Source organism: Arthrobacter sp. ASL1 (assembly GCF_056680475.1).
On record NZ_CM155284.1, the window covers coordinates 1,350,708 to 1,368,421 of the forward strand.

General features: G+C 68.1%; 22 protein-coding genes. 5 read left to right on the top strand and 17 right to left on the bottom strand.

Features of this window, described 5'->3' with window-relative positions; genetic code table 11:
• The first annotated feature begins 149 nt into the window (after positions 1–149).
• Positions 150–1,271 (top strand): phosphoserine transaminase, encoded by a 1,122-nt coding sequence (gene serC, locus AC1MEQ_RS06355; RefSeq protein WP_479794993.1) that lies wholly within the window; start codon positions 150–152, stop codon positions 1,269–1,271.
• 71 nt (positions 1,272–1,342) lie between these two features.
• On the opposite strand, the gene AC1MEQ_RS06360 is transcribed toward serC, so the two are convergent.
• Both AC1MEQ_RS06360 and AC1MEQ_RS06365 read right to left on the bottom strand, forming a co-directional pair.
• Entirely contained in the window at positions 1,343–1,930 is a 588-nt protein-coding gene (locus AC1MEQ_RS06360) for a DUF3027 domain-containing protein (RefSeq protein WP_479794995.1), read from the bottom strand.
• Between the two features lie 2 nt (positions 1,931–1,932).
• Positions 1,933–2,316: a cold-shock protein gene (locus AC1MEQ_RS06365; RefSeq protein WP_479794996.1), complete on the bottom strand. Its 384-nt coding sequence runs from the start codon at positions 2,314–2,316 to the stop codon at positions 1,933–1,935.
• A 196-nt stretch (positions 2,317–2,512) separates the two neighbouring features.
• Here AC1MEQ_RS06365 and AC1MEQ_RS06370 point away from each other — a divergent pair, with 196 nt between their 5' ends.
• The 4 genes from AC1MEQ_RS06370 (at position 2,513) to AC1MEQ_RS06385 (ending at position 5,445) form a co-directional block, all read left to right on the top strand.
• Positions 2,513–2,740, top strand: a complete 228-nt coding sequence (locus AC1MEQ_RS06370) for a hypothetical protein (protein ID WP_479794998.1) — start codon at positions 2,513–2,515, stop codon at positions 2,738–2,740.
• Between the two features lie 87 nt (positions 2,741–2,827).
• Complete coding sequence (locus AC1MEQ_RS06375) at positions 2,828–3,538, top strand: response regulator transcription factor (protein WP_479794999.1); 711 nt, start codon at positions 2,828–2,830, stop codon at positions 3,536–3,538.
• A 9-nt stretch (positions 3,539–3,547) separates the two neighbouring features.
• Positions 3,548–5,035 carry a sensor histidine kinase gene (locus AC1MEQ_RS06380; RefSeq protein ID WP_479795001.1) on the top strand — a complete coding sequence of 496 codons (1,488 nt, stop codon included), beginning with the start codon at positions 3,548–3,550 and terminating at the stop codon, positions 5,033–5,035.
• A 119-nt stretch (positions 5,036–5,154) separates the two neighbouring features.
• Positions 5,155–5,445 carry a WXG100 family type VII secretion target gene (locus AC1MEQ_RS06385; RefSeq protein ID WP_479795003.1) on the top strand — a complete coding sequence of 97 codons (291 nt, stop codon included), beginning with the start codon at positions 5,155–5,157 and terminating at the stop codon, positions 5,443–5,445.
• Here the strand turns inward: AC1MEQ_RS06385 and csrA are convergent.
• From csrA to AC1MEQ_RS06460, 15 genes are all read right to left on the bottom strand, one after another.
• On the bottom strand, positions 5,439–5,708 hold the full coding sequence (csrA, locus tag AC1MEQ_RS06390; protein ID WP_479795005.1) for a carbon storage regulator CsrA: 270 nt from the start codon (positions 5,706–5,708) through the stop codon (positions 5,439–5,441). The genes AC1MEQ_RS06385 and csrA overlap by 7 nt on opposite strands.
• Before the next feature lie 9 nt (positions 5,709–5,717).
• A complete protein-coding gene (locus AC1MEQ_RS06395) occupies positions 5,718–6,812 on the bottom strand; it encodes a hypothetical protein (protein WP_479795007.1) in 1,095 nt (364 codons plus the stop codon).
• The gene (locus AC1MEQ_RS06400; protein ID WP_479795009.1) at positions 6,787–8,838 is read right to left on the bottom strand and encodes a flagellar biosynthesis protein FlhA; all 2,052 of its coding nucleotides are present in this window, start codon (positions 8,836–8,838) and stop codon (positions 6,787–6,789) included. Before AC1MEQ_RS06400 ends, AC1MEQ_RS06395 begins: the two co-directional genes overlap by 26 nt.
• Positions 8,835–10,022, bottom strand: a complete 1,188-nt coding sequence (locus AC1MEQ_RS06405) for an EscU/YscU/HrcU family type III secretion system export apparatus switch protein (RefSeq protein WP_479795011.1) — start codon at positions 10,020–10,022, stop codon at positions 8,835–8,837. The genes AC1MEQ_RS06400 and AC1MEQ_RS06405 overlap by 4 nt, the downstream gene beginning before the upstream one ends.
• Positions 10,022–10,783 (bottom strand): flagellar biosynthetic protein FliR, encoded by a 762-nt coding sequence (locus tag AC1MEQ_RS06410; RefSeq protein ID WP_479795013.1) that lies wholly within the window; start codon positions 10,781–10,783, stop codon positions 10,022–10,024. Before AC1MEQ_RS06410 ends, AC1MEQ_RS06405 begins: the two co-directional genes overlap by 1 nt.
• 1 nt (position 10,784) lies before the next feature.
• Positions 10,785–11,060 carry a flagellar biosynthesis protein FliQ gene (fliQ, locus tag AC1MEQ_RS06415; protein WP_479795015.1) on the bottom strand — a complete coding sequence of 92 codons (276 nt, stop codon included), beginning with the start codon at positions 11,058–11,060 and terminating at the stop codon, positions 10,785–10,787.
• Position 11,061: 1 nt separating this feature from the next.
• On the bottom strand, positions 11,062–11,904 hold the full coding sequence (gene fliP, locus AC1MEQ_RS06420) for a flagellar type III secretion system pore protein FliP (protein ID WP_479795017.1): 843 nt from the start codon (positions 11,902–11,904) through the stop codon (positions 11,062–11,064).
• Complete coding sequence (locus tag AC1MEQ_RS06425) at positions 11,883–12,446, bottom strand: FliO/MopB family protein (protein WP_479795019.1); 564 nt, start codon at positions 12,444–12,446, stop codon at positions 11,883–11,885. The genes fliP and AC1MEQ_RS06425 overlap by 22 nt, the downstream gene beginning before the upstream one ends.
• On the bottom strand, positions 12,447–13,193 hold the full coding sequence (gene fliN, locus AC1MEQ_RS06430; protein WP_479795021.1) for a flagellar motor switch protein FliN: 747 nt from the start codon (positions 13,191–13,193) through the stop codon (positions 12,447–12,449).
• Complete coding sequence (locus AC1MEQ_RS06435) at positions 13,190–14,125, bottom strand: flagellar motor switch protein FliM (protein ID WP_479795023.1); 936 nt, start codon at positions 14,123–14,125, stop codon at positions 13,190–13,192. The genes fliN and AC1MEQ_RS06435 overlap by 4 nt, the downstream gene beginning before the upstream one ends.
• A 70-nt stretch (positions 14,126–14,195) precedes the next feature.
• A complete protein-coding gene (locus tag AC1MEQ_RS06440; RefSeq protein ID WP_479795025.1) occupies positions 14,196–15,014 on the bottom strand; it encodes an OmpA/MotB family protein in 819 nt (272 codons plus the stop codon).
• A complete protein-coding gene (locus AC1MEQ_RS06445) occupies positions 15,011–15,826 on the bottom strand; it encodes a motility protein A (protein WP_479795027.1) in 816 nt (271 codons plus the stop codon). The genes AC1MEQ_RS06440 and AC1MEQ_RS06445 overlap by 4 nt, the downstream gene beginning before the upstream one ends.
• Before the next feature lie 3 nt (positions 15,827–15,829).
• On the bottom strand, positions 15,830–16,090 hold the full coding sequence (locus AC1MEQ_RS06450) for a flagellar FlbD family protein (protein WP_479795029.1): 261 nt from the start codon (positions 16,088–16,090) through the stop codon (positions 15,830–15,832).
• A gap of 228 nt (positions 16,091–16,318) precedes the next feature.
• The gene (locus tag AC1MEQ_RS06455; protein ID WP_479795031.1) at positions 16,319–17,146 is read right to left on the bottom strand and encodes a flagellar hook-basal body complex protein; all 828 of its coding nucleotides are present in this window, start codon (positions 17,144–17,146) and stop codon (positions 16,319–16,321) included.
• Positions 17,147–17,218: 72 nt separating this feature from the next.
• A complete protein-coding gene (locus tag AC1MEQ_RS06460) occupies positions 17,219–17,710 on the bottom strand; it encodes a flagellar hook assembly protein FlgD (protein WP_479795033.1) in 492 nt (163 codons plus the stop codon).
• Between the last annotated feature and the right edge of the window lie 4 nt (positions 17,711–17,714).

Consider the following 17,714-nt stretch of genomic DNA (forward strand, 5'->3'; position numbering starts at 1 on the left):
GGATGGTGGACCCGTAAATCCAACTCTACCCGCGTTAACAATGCCGTCGGCTTTCGGCATTCCCCCCGGCCGTGCGCGACCATGGAACCCGGGCCCGCCCCGTGCGGTTGGACCCCGCCCGCAGAACCCACCGATGGCAGGAGCAGAACTTGACCGATTCGCTGAGCATCCCCGCACCCCTTCTTCCCGCGGACGGTCGGTTCGGTGCCGGGCCCTCGAAGGTCCGTGACGGGCAGCTCGCGGCACTGGCCGCGGCCAACCCCGCGATCCTGGGGACCTCGCACCGCCAGGCGCCCGTCAAGAACCTGGTCGGCAGCATCCGCGAGGGGCTCTCGACGTTCTTCAACGCCCCGGACGGCTATGAGGTCGTCCTGGGCGTCGGCGGCTCCACCGCGTTCTGGGACGTCGCTGCCTTCGGCCTGGTCGAGCAGAAGGCCCAGCACCTCTCCTTCGGCGAGTTCGGCTCGAAGTTCGCCAAGGCCACCGACAAGGCACCTTTCCTGCAGGCCTCCTCGATCATCAGCTCCGAGCCCGGGACCCGCCCGGACTCCATCGCCGAGGCCGGGGTCGATGTCTACGCCTGGCCGCAGAACGAGACCTCCACCGGCGTGGCAGCCCCCGTGCGCCGGGTAGCCGGGGCCGACGACGGCGCCCTGGTGCTGGTCGACGCCACCTCGGCGGCCGGCGGCCTGGCCGTCGACGTCGCCGAGACCGATGTCTACTACTTCGCCCCACAGAAGAACTTCGCCTCCGACGGCGGGTTGTGGCTGGGCCTCTTCTCCCCCGCGGCGCTCGAACGCGCCGAACGGGTCGGCTCGTCCGGCCGCTGGATCCCCGACTTCCTGGACCTGGGCACGGCCATCGACAACTCGCTGAAGAACCAGACCTACAACACCCCGGCACTGTCGACCCTGGTGACGTTGAACGCGCAGGTCGAATGGCTCAATGGCCAGGGCGGGTTGGACTGGGCGGCGGGGCGCACCGCCGACTCGGCGCAGCGGGTCTACTCGTGGGCCGAGGCCTCGGCGGTCGCGACCCCCTACGTGGTCAAGGCCGACGAGCGCTCCAACGTCATCGCGACGATCGACTTCGACGACTCGGTCGATGCCGCGCAGGTCGCCAAGATCCTGCGGGCCAACGGCATCGTCGACACCGAGCCGTACCGCAAGCTGGGCCGGAACCAGCTGCGCATCGCCACGTTCGTGGCGATCGAGCCCGACGACGTCAGTGCGCTGACGGCCTGCATCGACTATGTGCTGGAGAACATGTAGCACGACTAGAAGCACCGGGCCGCGGCTCCCCCACCTGATGGGGGCCGCGGCCCGTTGCGTTGGTGCCGGTGCTACCGCCGACGACGGCGGGAACGGCTGCGCCGCGGCGCCTCGTCGGCTGCATGTTCGGCGTCAACCAGTTCATCGTCGTCCTCGACGACCTCGTCCGGTTCGTCGGGGCTGGCCGCGGTGTCGACGGTCTCGACGTCGGTGCCGCCCTCGGCCGGAACGGAGACGCCATCGTCGGGTACATCGCCGTCGTGCGTGTCGGGGGCCGCATCCTGTGCGGACTTGTCCTCGGCAGCGCCTCCCGCGGCCGCAGCCTCGGCGGCCTTCTGGGCTTCCAGTTCCTCGGGGCGCACGCGGTCGGCCCAGGGCACCCATTCGGGGGCCAGCAGGGCGCCGTCCCCTGGCAGCAGGCCGGTCTCGCAAACGGTTGGTTCCTTGCCGCGCGGAACGCGGGCCAGGGTCACGTACCAGTTCCAGCCGGCGTAGCCGGGCAGCTTGGCCTCGAACCGGTGCGTGAGCACGCGGTCGTCGTCGGCGGCGACCCCGAGGTGGCCGCCGATCTGTGCGGGGTCCACGGTGGCCAGCAGCGTGCTGTGGGCCAGGTCGACCCCGGCACCCAGCACCGCATCGATTTTCGGTGCCCGTGCCATGCTCAGGCGTCCAGATCGTCGGCGACGCGGCGCAGGACGGCAGCAACCTTGGTCGAGTGGTTCTTGTCCGGGTAGCGGCCCTTGCGGAGGCCGTTGGAGATGCTGTCGAGGACCTTGATGAGGTCCTCGATCAGGATCGCGGTGTCCTCGGCCGGCTTGCGCTTGGCACGGGCGACCGACGGGGCGGCCTCCACGATGCGGGCCGACAGCGCCTGGGCGCCCTTGCGGCCCTGCGCGACGCCGAACTCCATGCGGGTACCGGCACGGACGTCCGAGGTGCCCTCGGGCAGCGCGGAGGCATGCAGGTACACCTCCTCGCCGTCGTCGCCGACCAGGAAACCGAAGCCCTTCGAGGCCTCAAACCACTTCACTTTGCCGAATGGCACTGCACTTACCTCGTTCTCACGTACCGGCGGCGCCCGGCCCGTTGGCCGCGCCGCGTCTGGATTCCCGGCCCGCACTCGCACCGGCAGCGTCTGCGCGCGGGTACGGCCAAGCCGGGGAAGTCTATTTTCCTAGGGTACGGCATGGGGACGGCGCCGCGGACTTTGCCGCCCGTCGTGACGCTGATATTTTGACGGGGTGAATACCGCCGAAACCCCCGCCGCCACGCAGCGCGTCGTCACCGTGCTCGCCGCCGCGGTCGCCCTCGTCTCGATCCTGTCGTTGGCATTCGTACTCGTGCAGTACATGGTCGGCGCCACCCCGCTCACCGCGCTCATGGCCATCGGGTTGTACGGGTTGCCGGTCGCGTTCCTGCTGCTGATCGCCCTGTTGCTGTTGCGGATCCGCGAGCGCCGCCGGAGCTGACGACGGTCCACCGGCGCCCCCCGGGCCCGCTTCGATTCACATCGGGCACCCAGAAAACTCCCAGACTTTGCACGCACAATGTCTGGTATGACTGACAAACCTGCGGAAGCCAAGCTCCTCGTCGTCGACGACGAACCCAACATCCGCGAGCTGCTGTCCACTTCCCTGCGTTTTGCAGGGTTCTCCGTGGTTGCCGCCGCCAATGGCCGCGAAGCCCTCGCCGCCGTCGAAAAGGAAATCCCGGACCTCGCCGTTCTGGATGTCATGCTCCCGGACATGGACGGCTTCACCGTCACCCGCAAGCTGCGCGCCGCCGGGCGCCACTTCCCCGTGCTCTTCCTCACGGCCCGTGACGGGACCGAGGACAAGGTCATGGGCCTGACCGTCGGCGGTGACGACTACGTCACCAAGCCGTTCAGCCTCGACGAGGTCGTGGCCCGGATCCGTGCCGTACTGCGCCGGACCCAGCCCCTGGACGAGGACGACGCAGTGATCCGCGTCGACGACCTCGAACTCGACGACGATGCCCACGAGGTCCGCCGCGCCGGGGAGATCGTCGAGTTGTCCCCCACCGAGTTCAAGCTGCTGCGTTACCTGATGATGAACCCCAACCGCGTGCTCTCCAAGGCGCAGATCCTCGACCACGTCTGGGAGTACGACTTCAACGGGGACGCCTCCATCGTGGAGTCCTACATCTCCTACCTGCGTCGCAAGATCGACGCCCGGGAGGACTGGCCGGCCATGATCCAGACCAAGCGCGGCGTGGGCTACCTGCTGCGCTCCGCCGACCGGCGCTAGGCTGCCTGGGTGCGTTCCCTGCCCCGCCTGCTCCGGCAGGTCTCGCTGCGTTCCAAGCTCGTGGCCCTGATGGCCATCCTGATGATGTGCGGTGTGATCGTCACCGCGCTGGCCGCCTCGGCCTCGCTGAGGCTGACGCTCCAGGACCAGATGAACACCGACCTGAACGACAACAAGGTCGCGCTGGCCAACATCATGTGGTCGTCGTGGAAGGACCAGGAGGCCCCGAGCGAGGGCGCCGCCCTGGAGTTCAACAGGTTCCGTGCCACGTTGCGCGACAACGACGGCAAGGTGCTCTATGAGCTGCCGCACCCCAAGCACAAGGACGGGCCGGTCGTGCCGGCCCTGACCATCGAGCAGGTCAGCGAACGGCCCTCACCGTTTATGGACGTCGAGGGTTCGGAAAAAAGCTCCCCGGGATGGCGCTCCGGCGTCTACCAGTTGAGCAACAACAGCGGCTACGTCGTCGTCTCGCTCCCCCTGAAGTCCGCCATGCAAACAGTAGACATGTCGACTAAACTGGTGGTCACCAGCGGAACGCTCGTCACGCTGGTCATGTCGATGATCGCCTACGGCATCACGGGCCGGGCGCTGCGGCCACTCGTCCGCGTCGAACGGACCGCCGCGGCCATTGCCGCCGGCGACCTCTCGCGGCGCGTCGAGGACTATCCGCCCGAGACCGAAGTCGGCCGGCTCTCGCGCTCGCTGAACGCCATGCTGGCCCACATCGAATACGCCTTCCGCGGCCGGGCGGCATCCGAACGCAAGATGCGCCGCTTCATCCAGGATGCCTCGCACGAGCTGAGGACGCCGCTGGTCACCATCCAGGGGTACTCCGAGTTGTACCGCCACGGCGGGCTGACGGACCAGGAGCAGGTGGGAACGGCCATGGGCCGGATCGAGGGCGAGGCCAAGCGCATGGCCCAGCTGGTCGAGGATCTGCTGACCCTGGCCCGACTCGACGAGCAGCGCCCGCTCGAACGCCAGCCGGTGGACCTCTTCATGTTGGCCTCCGACGCCGTCGAGGATGCGCGCGTCAACGCCCCGGAGCGCGACGTGAGGCTCGTCGGGCTCGAGGGGCCCCAGCCGAGCAGCGCGCCGACCAGCGGTGACGAACAGCGGTTGCGCCAGGTTGTGGCCAACCTGATGACCAACGCCCTGCGCTACACCCCCGAGGGGTCCGACCTGGAGGTTGCCGTCGGCGTGCTGCCGGTCATCGACGGCCGTTCCGACGCCGTGCTGGAGATCCGCGACCACGGCCCCGGGATCTCCGAAGAGGACGCCTCACGGGTCTTCGAGCGCTTCTACCGCGCCGACAGTTCGCGGCAGCGGGAAACGGGGGGAACCGGTCTCGGCCTGGCGATCGTTGCGGCGATCGCCGCCCAGCATGACGGGTCCGTCCGACTCACTGACACGCCCGGTGGAGGTGCCACGATGGCCATCCGCCTGCCGCTGGTCCCCGCCGACGAGCCCTCCACAGTTGAGGGCGACGCCTGAGTTCTCCACAATCTGGTTTCCGCCGTCCCCTTGCGGCCGCCCGGGCGGCATCGTGGAGCCAGGACACCGTGCGGTGTCCCGGGCCCAGAAGCGGCCCGACATGCGAGGCAGGAGTGGCCATGAGCAGTTTTTCGGCAAACACTGAGGACATGCGCGGGCGCGCCCAGGCCGTCCAGGGGACGATCGAGCGGCTGCGCTCGGAGGTCGACGCCATGCAGGGGGGCCTGCGCGATCTTGAATCCTCTTGGCATGGCGCCGCGGCCTCGAACTTCCAGGCGGTGGTCGCCGATTGGCGGGCGACCCAGATGAAGGTGGAGGAATCCCTCACGGCAATCAACACGGCCCTGGCCCACGCGTCCCAGCAATACGACGAGGCCGAGGCGGCCAACGCCCGCATGTTCACCTACTGAGGATCCGTGCGTCCTGCGTCTTCCGGACCGCGCTTGAGCCCCAGGAGCGTGCGCAATTTCTCCTCGGTGGCGGGGTCGGTCGCCCGGGATGCCTCGACGTTGGCGTCGGAGACAGCGGCAACGACTTCCTGTCGCTGGATGCGCAGGCCCCGTGGCGCGTCGATGCCGATCTTGACGCCTTCGCCGCGCACCTCCAGAACGGTCACGACGATGTCGTCACCGATGAGGATCTGTTCCCCGGCCTTTCGCGAGAGTACTAGCACCCGGCCATCCTAACGTGCCCCGGAGCCCCGGCGGCTGCCGCCGGGTGTCGGAAGCTGGTCGACGTCGCGCACCGGGATGCCAAGGTCCAGCACCGTGTCGGGGGTTGCGGTCGTCGCCCGGCCATGGACGGCGACGCCGTCGACGGGGCATATGGCGTCCAGGGCCTCGACCCAGGCCCGGGTGTCCTCGCTCTTGCGTCCCGCGTCAACGGACACCCACAGCTGGTCACTGCCGAGCGCCTCAACTTCCTGCACCTGGGTTTCTAGGTCCACGGAATGGTCAAGGGCGCAGGCGATGAAGACCGGTTCCCCGGACCCGACCCCGGCGGCCTGTGCCTGGACGAGTTCGATCCGGTTGCCGATGCGCAGCCCCTTGGGCACGGTGGCATCGGCGGCGAACGCCCCGGCCGCATGGATGCCCACGCCGGGGCCGGCCAAGGTGGCTGCTGCCCGGTGGGCGTCGGCGCCGAGGCCCACGACCACGACCAGGTCCCCGGGCCCACGCAGCGGTGTCGGCCCCGTCGTTGCGGAGGGGCCGACGGGTTGCAGGCGTCCGGGCCCGACCGCAGGTCCGCCAAGTCGTGCCGCCCGCGCCCCGTGGGAGGGCTGCGCACCGAAGGTCAGGTCGTCCATGAGCCGGTCGAAATCCTCGGATTCGGTGGATACATCGGGTTCGGGGCGTCCGTGCCACTCGGCTTCGTCGCCGTCGGCCTCGGCGAGCAGGGCAACGAGTGCCTGCCGTTCCGGCACGGGTTGGTGGGTTTCCGCCGCACGGCGGCCGCGCGACCGCGCGGGGGCCTCCTCCACCTCCGTCTCGTCGGAGCCCGGCCTCGGCCCGGGAGTAGGCGCCTCCAGGGTCAGGACGGCGCGTTCTGGAGCCACCAGCGGATCGATTTCCCCGTCGACGCCTTCGGTGGCCGGTTCGGTTCCTGCGGGCACCTCGATGACTGCCTCGACGTGCCGACGCGCCAGGAAGCCGCCGATGCCCCCAACCGTGACCCGTTCGGCCGAGACGATGCGGGCCTCGGAGCCGTATTCGTCCAGGACCCGTGTGCGGAGTTCGTCGAGCGAAGCTGCCTCAAGCTGAAATCTGGTTGGTTGCACGCACCACTCCAACGGTCTCGATCTCGGCCCCACCGGCGGTGGCCTCCTGGTAGGACAGCACCGGCAACCCGCTGGCTAGCGGGGCGACGAGGCGCTGGATGGCAGGGCGCAACGCCGGCGCACAGACCAGTACCGCTGAGAGGCCACGGTTCTCGAGTTCTGCCAGCGATTCCTTCACCCCGGCGTGGACTTGTTCCAGGCGGCTGGGATCGAGCAGGATCTGCGTCCCGTGTTCCGAGGGCCGCAGCCCCTCGAGCATGCCTTGCTCCAGCGAGGGGTCGATCATGATCACGCGCAGGGTGCGCCCCTCCAGATGTCCGGCGGCCAGCGCCGGGCCCAACGCCTGCCGGGCCGCCTCGATGAGCCCCTCGGGATCGTTCGAGGTCTTGGCCCGCAGTGCCAGGGCCTCGTAGATCCGCTGGAGGTCGTTGATCGGGACCATTTCCGCCAGCAGGCCCTGCAACACGCGCTGCACTTCGGCCAGGCTCAGCAGGCCCGGGATCAGTTCGTCGACGGCCGACGGGTTGATTTCCTTCGTGCCGTCGGTCAGCACCCGCACATCCTCGCGGGTGAGCAACCGTGCGGCATTGGATTGGACCACCGAGGAGAGGTGGGTGACGACGACGGAGACACGGTCGATTGTGGTCGCCCCGGCCATCTCGGCGTTGTGCCGCAGTTCGGCGGGGATCCACTTCCCCGCCAGCCCGAAGACGGGTTCGACGACGCTGGGCCCGGGCAGTGCCTCCAGGTGGTCGCCCAACGCCAGGATCTTCCCGCGCGGGGCCTGGCCGCGTCCTGCCTCCACGCCGGCGATCCGGATGACATAGGTCGCCGGTGGGAGGTCGACGCTGTCCCGGGTGCGCACGGGAGGCAGCACGATGCCCAACTCGTTGGCGATGCGCCGGCGCAGTGCGCGCACGCGTGCGAGCAGGTCGTCCCCTCCCCCGTTGACGATGTCGACCAGGTCCGGGGCGAGCTGGATCTCGAGGGCATGTACGCGCATCTGTTCCATGATGTCCTCCGTGGTTTCCTTCGGCGCTGCCACTTCGGAGGCGGCCTCCGAAGCCTTTCGCTCGGCACTGGCCTTCTCCTGCGCCTTGACCCGCTGCGCGGCGAAGATGAGCAACCCGCCGACCAGGACGAACGGCAGCTTTGGCATGCCGGGGACGACGGCCAGTGCGATGGCCGCGGCGCCGGCGATCATCAGTGCGGTCCGCGACTGTGAGAGCTGCGTGGAGGCGGTCGACCCCATGTCGGATTCCGCGTTGGACCGGGTGACGATCATTCCGGTGGACACGGCCATGAGCAGGGCGGGGATCTGGGTGGCCAGTCCGTCGCCGATCGTCAGCAGCGCGTAGGTGTTCAGGGCATCGCCCACACCCATGTCGCGCTGCAGCATGCCGATCGCGATGCCGCCGACGAGGTTGATGACGATGATGATGATCCCGGCAATCGCATCGCCCTTGACGAATTTGGAGGCGCCGTCCATGGCACCGTAGAAGTCCGCCTCCGCGGCCACCTCCGCACGGCGCTCGCGGGCCTGGGTGTCGGTGATCAGGCCGGCATTGAGGTCGGCGTCGATCGCCATCTGCTTGCCGGGCATCGCGTCAAGGGTGAAGCGCGCCCCGACCTCGGCGACACGTTCGGCGCCCTTGGTGACGACGACGAACTGGATGACGACCAGGATCAGGAACACGACGAACCCGATGATCAGGCTGCCGCCGATCGCGATGTGCCCGAACGCGGCGATGACCTCACCGGCATAGCCGCTGCCGAGCACCAGGCGCGTCGATGCGACGTTCAGGCTCAACCGCAACAGGGTGGCGACCAGCAGCAACGAGGGGAAGACCGAGAAATCCAGCGGCTTCTTCACGAACATCGTGTTCAGCAGGATCACCAGCGCCAGCAGGATGTTCACGGCGATGAGTCCATCGAGGAGGAGCGCGGGAACCGGCACGATCAGCAGCAGGATGATGCCGACCACGCCGAGCGGGACGGCGAGCTTGGTCAGTGTGCTGAAGTTCATCGTGATGCTTTCTCTGTGAGGGTGGCCGCGGACAATGCCGCTGGGGCGGGGTGGGGCGGTGGTCCCGGGGAGGGGCTGGAGCTCCGGTGGGCGGTCCGGGGCGGTGCCGCCTCGGGGACCGTGTGGACGCCTTCGGCATTGCCGCGGGTCTTCAGCGCCATCACGAATGCCAGGACGACGGCAACCTGCCCGTAGAGCTCGGCCGGGATCTCCTGGCCCAGCTCGCAACCGGCGTGCAGGGCACGGGCCAGCGGGATGTCCCGGACCATCGGCACGTGTTGGTCCTGGGCCTCCTCGCGGATGCGGGCGGCGATTGTCCCGGCTCCCTTGGCGACGACCCGCGGTGCCGATTTTCCCGGTTCGTAGCGCAGGGCCACGGCCACGTGGGTCGGGTTCACCAGCACGACGTCGGCGTCGCTGATCGCGGAGATCATGCGGTTGCGGCTCATCGCCATTTGCCGCGAGCGGCGCTGGGATTTGATGAGGGGGTCCCCATCGCTCTTCTTGCTCTCGTCCTGGACTTCCTTGCGGGTCATGCGGGTGTGCTTGCGGTTGCGTCGACTGACCACGATCAGGTCCACCGCCGCCAGCACCAGCCCGGCCAGGACCGATGCCTGCAACAGCGAGGCGGTCCCGTCGGCTGCGGAGCCGAGCAGGGAGGTCAACGGCAGCAGCCCGGAATGCAGCAGCACGGGCATGAGCTTCGAGACGATGACCCACAACACCAGACCGACCACCGCGATCTTCAGGAATGCCTTGACTCCCTGCCAGACCGCCTGCAGCCCGAAAGTGCGCTTGACGCCCTCGACCAGGTTCAGGCTGGAGGCATCGAACTTGAACTTCTTGAAGTAGATGCCCCCCTGCAGCGCGGCGGCGCCGGCCACGACGATCAGCACCGCGGCCAGCATCGGCATCAGGATCCCGGCCATGGAGCCGAGTCCCGCATCCAGTGCCGCCAGCGCGCCGGCGGTCTCTGGCTGGGCGATCACCGAGGTCACCGTTTCCAGCTGGCTGCGGCCGGCCTGCTCCGCGCCGTCCATCACCGTGGGGACCATCAGGGCGGCGGCGCCGATGCCCAGCCACGCGGTCAGGTCCTGGGACCTGCTGGTCTTGCCCTTCGAGCGCACTTCCTTCATGCGCTGGGGGGTGGCCTTTTCGGAGCGTTCCCCGGAGTCCTCGGACATCAGCCCATCACCGCCCTCAACGCCTCGAGTCCCGAGCGCACGAGCGCCGAGACCACGGCGGGCAGCACCACGAAGACGGTGCCCGCCAGCGACAGGGTCAGGATGATCTTCAGCGGGAAGCCCATGGCGAAGGCGTTCAATGCCGGTGCCGCACGCGTGAGCAGGCCCAGCCCGACGTCGGCCAAAAACAGCACGACCAGCAGCGGTCCGGCGATCTGGACCGCCGACAGGAACATGTCGGTGACCCCGCCGACCGCCTCGTCGGCCACGGCGCCCAGGCCGATTCCCGCGCCCAGCGGCATCGCGTCGAAGGAACGGAACAGCCCGGAAAGGACCAGCTGGTATCCGTCGGAGGCAACGAGCAGCGCCAGCGCCGCGAAGTGGAACAGGCGGGTGAACTGGGCGCCGTTGACCATCGACTGCGGGTCGAAGGCCTGGGCGAGCTGGAATCCGCCGAACAGGTCGATCAGCCCGCCGGCAGCCTGCACGGCGGCGAAGAGCAGCATGACCAGGAAGCCCAGCGCCGCCCCGGCGACGATTTCCAGGGCCAGCGCCCCGATGTACGACGCGGTGTCCAGGGGCACGTAGTCTGCCACCACGCGCGGGGAGACCGCCAGCGCCAGTCCGACGCCGATGATCGCCTTGATCCGGATCGGGATGGAGTTGTGGGAGAACGACGGGGCGATGATGATGAACGCCGTGACACGCACGGCGGCCAGCATCATCGCCGCGAGCCAATCGAGCTGGATGGTCGTTCCCATGTCATCCGCCCTGCAGCAGGGAAGGCAGCTTGTCGAAGAGGTCGTGGGTGAACAGGATCATCTCCGAGATCATCCAGTGACCGCAGATGACCAGGGCGATGGCCACGGCGACGGCCTTGGGCACGAAGGAGAGCGTGATCTCCTGGATCTGCGTCATTGACTGCACCAGGGAGATGGCAAAGCCGACGACCAGCGAGGTAATGAGCACCGGTGCCGCCAGCTTGGCGGCGACCAGCAGGCCCGATAGCCCGATGTCCAGCACGGCATTGGTATCCATGTCAGCCACCACCCGACCCGTAGCTGCCGATCAGGGCCGTGATGATCAGTCCCCACCCATCGACCAGGACGAAGAGCAGGATCTTGAACGGCAAGGAGATCATCACCGGCGGGAGCATCATCATGCCCATCGACATCAGTGCCGAGGCCACGACCAGGTCGATGACCAGGAACGGAACGAAGATCACGAAGCCGATGATGAAGGCGGCGCGGAGCTCGGAGATCATGAAGGCGGGGATGAGCGTCGTCAAGGCGACATCGGCCGGGGTGCCGGGGTTCTCCATGCCCGCGGCGCGGGTCATCAGGGCGATGTCCTCCTCGCGGGTATGGGCCACCATGAAGTCCTGCAGCGGGGCGACGCCGGCTGAGAGGGCCTGGTCCAGGTCGATGGTGCCGTTCAGGTACGGCTGGACCCCGAGGTCGTTCATCTGCGTCAGCACCGGGGCCATGATGAACAGCGAAAGGAACAGCGCCAGGCCGGCGAGCACCTGGTTCGGTGGGATCGTCGGCAGTGCCAGGGCGTTGCGGGTCATCGCCAGGACCACGAAGATCTTGGTGAACGACGTCATCATCAACAACAGCGCGGGCGCGACCGACAGCAGCGTGATGGCGATGAGCGTGACGACGGCCGAGCTCGGCGTCCCGTTGGGGCCGTTGATGTCGATCGACAGACCGCCATTGTCGGGACCCGGTGACGGCTCAACGGGGGCGGCATGGCCGGTGGCGGCGGTGGCCAGCATCAGGCCGACTGCGGCCAGGAGCACGACGGCCGACAAGGCCAGCCAATGCAGGCGGCGGGCCGGGGCGTGCCGGAGTGCGGTACTCACGACGGGCCGCGGCGCCATGCCGCGGCAGCCTGTCGCCAGGTCTGTGCCGAGAGGATCGAGCCGGCCAACGGGGATGCGGGTTCCGTGCTGCGGGCGGCAGCGACCGGCAATCGGTCGAACCGAAGGTCTCGGCGGGTCAGGGGTGCTTCCTCTTCACCGCTGGCGGTCGCGGTCTCCGGGGTTTCGGATGCGGCGCCGGATTCGGAGCGAGCCGTTGACGGAAGACGACGGGTACGGTGGCGGGCGTCGTCCAGGTTCAGCGCGAACAGCCGGCCGCCGTCGCCGGCGGAGGGATCCTGCTCCTCGGGGACGGGCGCCGCGTAGCTGTCGAGCACGCTGACGGACTGCTCCCCGACGCCGAGCAGGTAGCGCTTGCCACCCACGTCGACGATCGCGACCGAGGTCTTGGCGCCGACCCCCTGCCGGGCAACCACGGAGATTTCACGCCGCTGTCCGGCGCCGCCGGCGCGGGGCAGCAGCTTCCGGCGCAGGACATAGAGCAGCCCCAGGACCACCGCCAGGGAGACGATGACGCGCAGGACAAGGAACAGGTTCTCCAACTAGCCGAGGCCTTCCGCGACGTCGAGGATCTGCGTGATGCGGATGCCGTAGTCCTGGTCCATCACCACGACCTCGCCGTGGGCGATGAGCCGCCCGTTGAGCAGCACGTCGGCGGGTGCGCCGGCGGAGCGATCCAGTTCGACGACTGCGCCGGGTTCCAGGTTCAGGACGTCGCGCACGGCCATACGGGTGCGACCGATCTCCACGGTGAGGGCCATCTCGACGTTGTTGATGCGTCCCAGCCGGGAGCCGACGTCGTTCCCGGCATCGGAGGTGGCGGACACGGTGGCGTCGTGGCCGGCGTGGCCGCGGATCCGCAGACCAAACCAGCCGGCCGCCTGGCCGTCGGATTCGAGGGCGAAGACGACGGTCTCGTTGTCGTCCAGCAGGGCTTCGGCGGTGGCCGCCGTCGCCGGGGACAGGACCCCGGTGCCGAGCACGCCGGTGGCGGATTCCAGCGCCGGGCGCAGGACGTCGGCGACGGAGATGAGCGAGGCATCCATGCCCTCGGTGCCGGCGAGCAGGCTGCCGTCGAGGTGGACGGCCACGTCGGCCGAGAGCTGGCCCACGAACGTGGCGGTGACGGTTTCGCCCGAGCCGCCAAGCAGCGTCCAGTCGCGGGCACCGGTGTGGATGCGGGCCGTCAGGGAACGCGTGGTCGGCAGGACGGAGGCCAGTGCCTCCGCGGCGGAGACGTAGAGCTCGGTCGAATGCAGGACCGGCTGGCTGGTCTGGTTGATGGTCATGCGGGGTTCTCCTCGGTGGAAACGACGACGGCGGCAATGCGTCCGCTGCGGGTGCCGACGGCGGCACGACCGAGACGACGCCCGTCGACGGTCAGCTGCAGCGGTTGGTGGGACGGGTGCGGCAGGGACAGCACGTCGCCCACGGACAGGTCGAGTATGGATTGCGGGGTGACCCGCTTGGGGGTCATGACCAGTGCGACGTCGATGGGGATCGCGGCCAGCTGGCGGGTGATCTGCTCGACGGGGTTGCCCGCTTCGGCCTCGGAGTGCGCGCCTGAGTGGGCGGCCCCGAGATGCGGGAGCATCGCATCGGCCGGAAGGGCGATGGTGGAGGTGATGGTTCGCTCCCCCACACGGACGTCGAACGTGGCGACGATGAACACTTCGGATTTGGGAGCGGCCTGGGCGAACTGGGAGTTGTACTGCACCGTGTCCACGGTTAGCGGGGCCTCGAGCAGCGTGCCCAACGAGTAGTGCAGGTCCTCGAGCGTCTCGTCCAGCATGCGACGCAGCAGCGTGAGCTCGATCCGGGTGAAATTGCGTTCGGGGACGTCGACGGGCGTCGGGCTACCCAACATGTGTGAGGCCCAATTGAGGGCCCCCGCGGCGGGGAACTGCACGACTGCCTTGGCCTCCAGGCCCTCGATGTCGCACAGGATCATCGCAGTGGTGTCGGGAAGATCGGCGACGTAGTCGTCATAGGTGCTCATGCAGACGCGGAGCAGGGTGACCTGGGACATGACCCTGACCTTGGCGGTCAGCTGGGTGCCCCATTGGCGGGCGAAGGTCTCGAAGGCCAGCTCGAGGATGCGGGAATGTTCCCGGGCCAGCGTGGCGGGACGACGGAAGTCGTAGACCTGCACGGTCCGGGTCAACGGGGATTCGGGATCGGGCGCCCCCACAGCGGGCCGGTCCACAGACGATACTGTCACGGGGTCCACTATCGGACGGTTCGCCGTCGATGTAAGCCATGTGTCGGAGGTTATAGGCCCGCTGGTTCTGCTAGGTACGGGACGGCGCAGTGGACAGCAGAGACCGAACGCTTTCGGGCTGGTCGGACAGGACGACCACGTCGACGCGCCGGTTCAGGGCGAGGTTCTTCTTGCCGGGGACTGGGCGGGCATCGCCGTAACCGACGGAGGCGATCCTATTGCCGCGCACGCCGCCGTCCTCGACCAGCGAACGCAGCACGCGGGTCGCCCTGCTGGCCGAGAGCTCCCAGTTGGTCGGATAGGGGTCCACGGGTTTGCGCACGTCGGCGAACCCCTCGATCTCGAAGGACCGGTCGGTGGGAGCCAGGACCGGGGCGATGGCCTCGAGGATCTCGGTGGCGTTGTCGGTCAGGTCGGCGCTGTTCGGCTTGAAGAAGGTCTCGGCGCTGACCAGACGGATGGTCAATCCGCGTTGGTTGATGGTGAATGCGGCGGCACCCTTGTGGCCGGTCTTGTCCAGCCGTTGTTCGATTTTGCGGCGCAGTTTCTCGAGGTCGGCCTTTTCGGCCTCTGCGGCCTTCATCAGGTGCTCGCGGGTATCCAGCGCCACCTGTTGATCCGTGAGCAGGCCCTTCTTGCCGACCTCCTCGGGCCGGACGATGACGCCCTCGGCGGTGTCGACGGTCTGCGACTGCTCGACCCCGAAACCGGTGGCCAGGGAGGCCTTGAGTTTCTCGAACTTCGCCGTATCGACGGTGGACATGGCATAGAGGACGATGAACAGACACATCAACACGGTGACCATGTCCATGTAGGAGGCCATCCAGCGTTCCTCGCCGCCATGCCCTTCTTCCGGCTTCTTGCGGCGACCACCCCGCCCGCGGCTCATGCTGCTTCCTGCAAACCGTCCGCGGCCGGGCCGTCAGCCTTGCCCTTGGCCTTGCCCTCCGCCAGTTCGTGGGCGGGCACCATGGCACGCAGGCGTTCGGCGAGCAGCATGGGCTGGCTGCCGGCCTGGATGGAGAGCACCCCTTCCATCGCCAGGACCATCCGGTCGGCTTCGAGTTCGGAGAGCCGCTTGAGCCGGGCGCCGATGGGCAGCCACATGAAGTTGGCGGAGACCAGTCCCCAGAGCGTGGCGACGAAGGCCGCGGCGATCATGTGCCCCAATTCGTCGGGCTTGGAGAGGTTCTCGAGCACGTGGGTCAGCGAGACCACGGTTCCGATGATGCCGACGGTGGGGGCAAAGCCGCCCATGGTCGCGAAGAACTTGTGCCCGATGGCGTCGGTGCTTTCCTTCGTCGCGATGTCGTCTTCGAGCTGCAGGCGCAGGTCCTCGCCGTCGACGCCGTCGGCGAGGTTCTGCAGTGCACGCGAGAGGAAGGGGTCCTTGGTTTCAGCTGCCTCGTGCTCCATCGCGAGCAACCCGTCCTTGCGGGCGACTTCGGCGAGCGACACGAGGCGGTCGATGAGGGCCTTGGGTGACTCGATCTTCCCCTTGAAGGCCTTGGGCAGTGCCTTGACCGCTACCAGGGCGTCACTGATCGTGCCGCTGGCAACGCCGACGGCGATGGTCCCGAAGAACACCAGGATCATCGGTGCCGGCAGCAGGATCGACGTGATGCTGGCACCCTCCATGATCAGCATCGTGAACATGGCGCCAAAGGCCAGCACGAGCCCAATCAGGGTTGCGGGATCCATATGTTAAACCGTCCTCGGGCGCAGCGGGAGTGTTCCATCGGGGGTCGGGTCCGTGGGCGCCGCGGAATCCAGACCGCGCGCCGAGGAGACGACGCGGGAACGGAATTGCACGATCAACTCAATGACCTCGTCCATCGGTTCCACCACCACGTACTTCGCGCCGTTCAACATGATCAGCACGGTGTCGGGGTTTTCCTGGATCCGTTCGATGAGGTCGGGGTTGATCGCAAAGCGGCTGTGGTTCAGCCGGGTCACGACGATCATGGGCCCGTCCTTTCACGACCCACTGTCGGCAGCCTGGGCGGCGGCGTTAGCCGTGGACAGCCTCCGGTCGGAGGCCTGCGTCACGGTGGTCGGTGCGGCCGGCCGCTCCGGCGCATGCGCCGTCCGCGGAACGGCGCCGGAAACCAACCACCTCGACGATCCCCCCAAAAGCGAGGACGGGGACCATGATCTTCATGGTCCCCGTCTTCCGGTCTGCCGGAACCGGCGTTAGCGCTTGAGGTTGGCCAGTTCCTGCAGGACCTCGTCGCTGGTGGTGATGATGCGGGCGTTGGCCTGGAAACCGCGCTGGGCCACGATCAGGTTGGTGAACTCCTGGGCGAGGTCGACGTTGGACATCTCCAGTGCTCCGCCGATGATCGAGCCGGCGCCGTTCTGGTCCGCGGTGGCGACCTGCATGGTCCCCGAGTTGGCGGTGACGGTGTAGCTGGAACCCCCGGCCTTCTGAAGGCCAGCCGGGTTGGTGACGGTGCCCAAGGCAATCCGGGCGATCGCCTGCTGGGACCCGTCCGTGAAGTTTCCAGTCAGGGTTCCGTCCGAGCCGAGGGTGTAGGACTCCAGGTTCGGGAGGTTCGGATCCAGCCTGATATCGCCAATCGGACCTCCGACCACACCGTTGGTGGCCGTCCATCCCTGGACGATCCCGCCGTCCGGGCTGGTCAGCCGGCCATTGCCGTCGAAGTCGAAGGCCCCGGAGCGGGTCAACGAGGTGGCGTTGCCCTGCTTGGTGATGAAGAACCCGTTGCCGGAGATCATCATGTCGGTGGCCTTGCCGGTGCTCTGGGTGGAGCCCTGGCCGAAGTTGGTGCTGATGCCGGCGACCTGCACGCCAAGCCCGACCTGGGCGGGATTGCCGCCGCCGGTCCCCGCCTGTGGTGTGGTGGCACCCTGGCTCATCTGGGACAGCGTGTCCTGGAACTGCGTCGAGGAGGACTTGAAGCCGACGGTGTTGACGTTGGCGATGTTGTTGCCGGTGGTGTCGAGCATCGTCTGGTGGGCGCGGAGGCCGGAGATGCCGGAATACAGCGAGCGGAGCATGATGTGCCTTTCAGCGGAACGGTCGGTGGAGCTGGTCGGTAATGCTGGTGGGTCGTGCCGGGGTGCGGTGGTTTAGGCGGAAGTGGCCGGAGCCGGGTCAGGATCCCCCGGGCCGGCTTCCGTCGGAGCAGGTGCCGGGTCGGTGGTTTCGGCCGGTCCTTCGGCCGCACGGATGGAGGCGATCTGTGAGTACGGGATCTGGGTGGTGCCAATGGTGACCATGGGGTCCGTACCGGAGAACGAGACGGCGGTGACGATCCCGGTCTGCGGCCTATCCCCGGCGGTCGTGACCTCCTGGCCCATGAGCGAGGCCGCGGCCGCACGCTGCTGCATCGCCAGCGCCGAATCCTGGGTCGAACTCAGTGCGTTGAGCCGCTCCATGGACGCCAGCTGGGTGGTCTGGGCGATCATGTCGTTGGTGTCCATCGGCGAGCTCGGGTCCTGGTTGGCCAGCTGGGTGACCAGCAGGTGCATGAAGACCTCGCTGTCCATGGTCTGTTTCGGGGCGCGGACCGGTTGGGCCGTCGCGCCCATCTGCGCCGGGTCGATCGCTGGAACTGTCATGGTT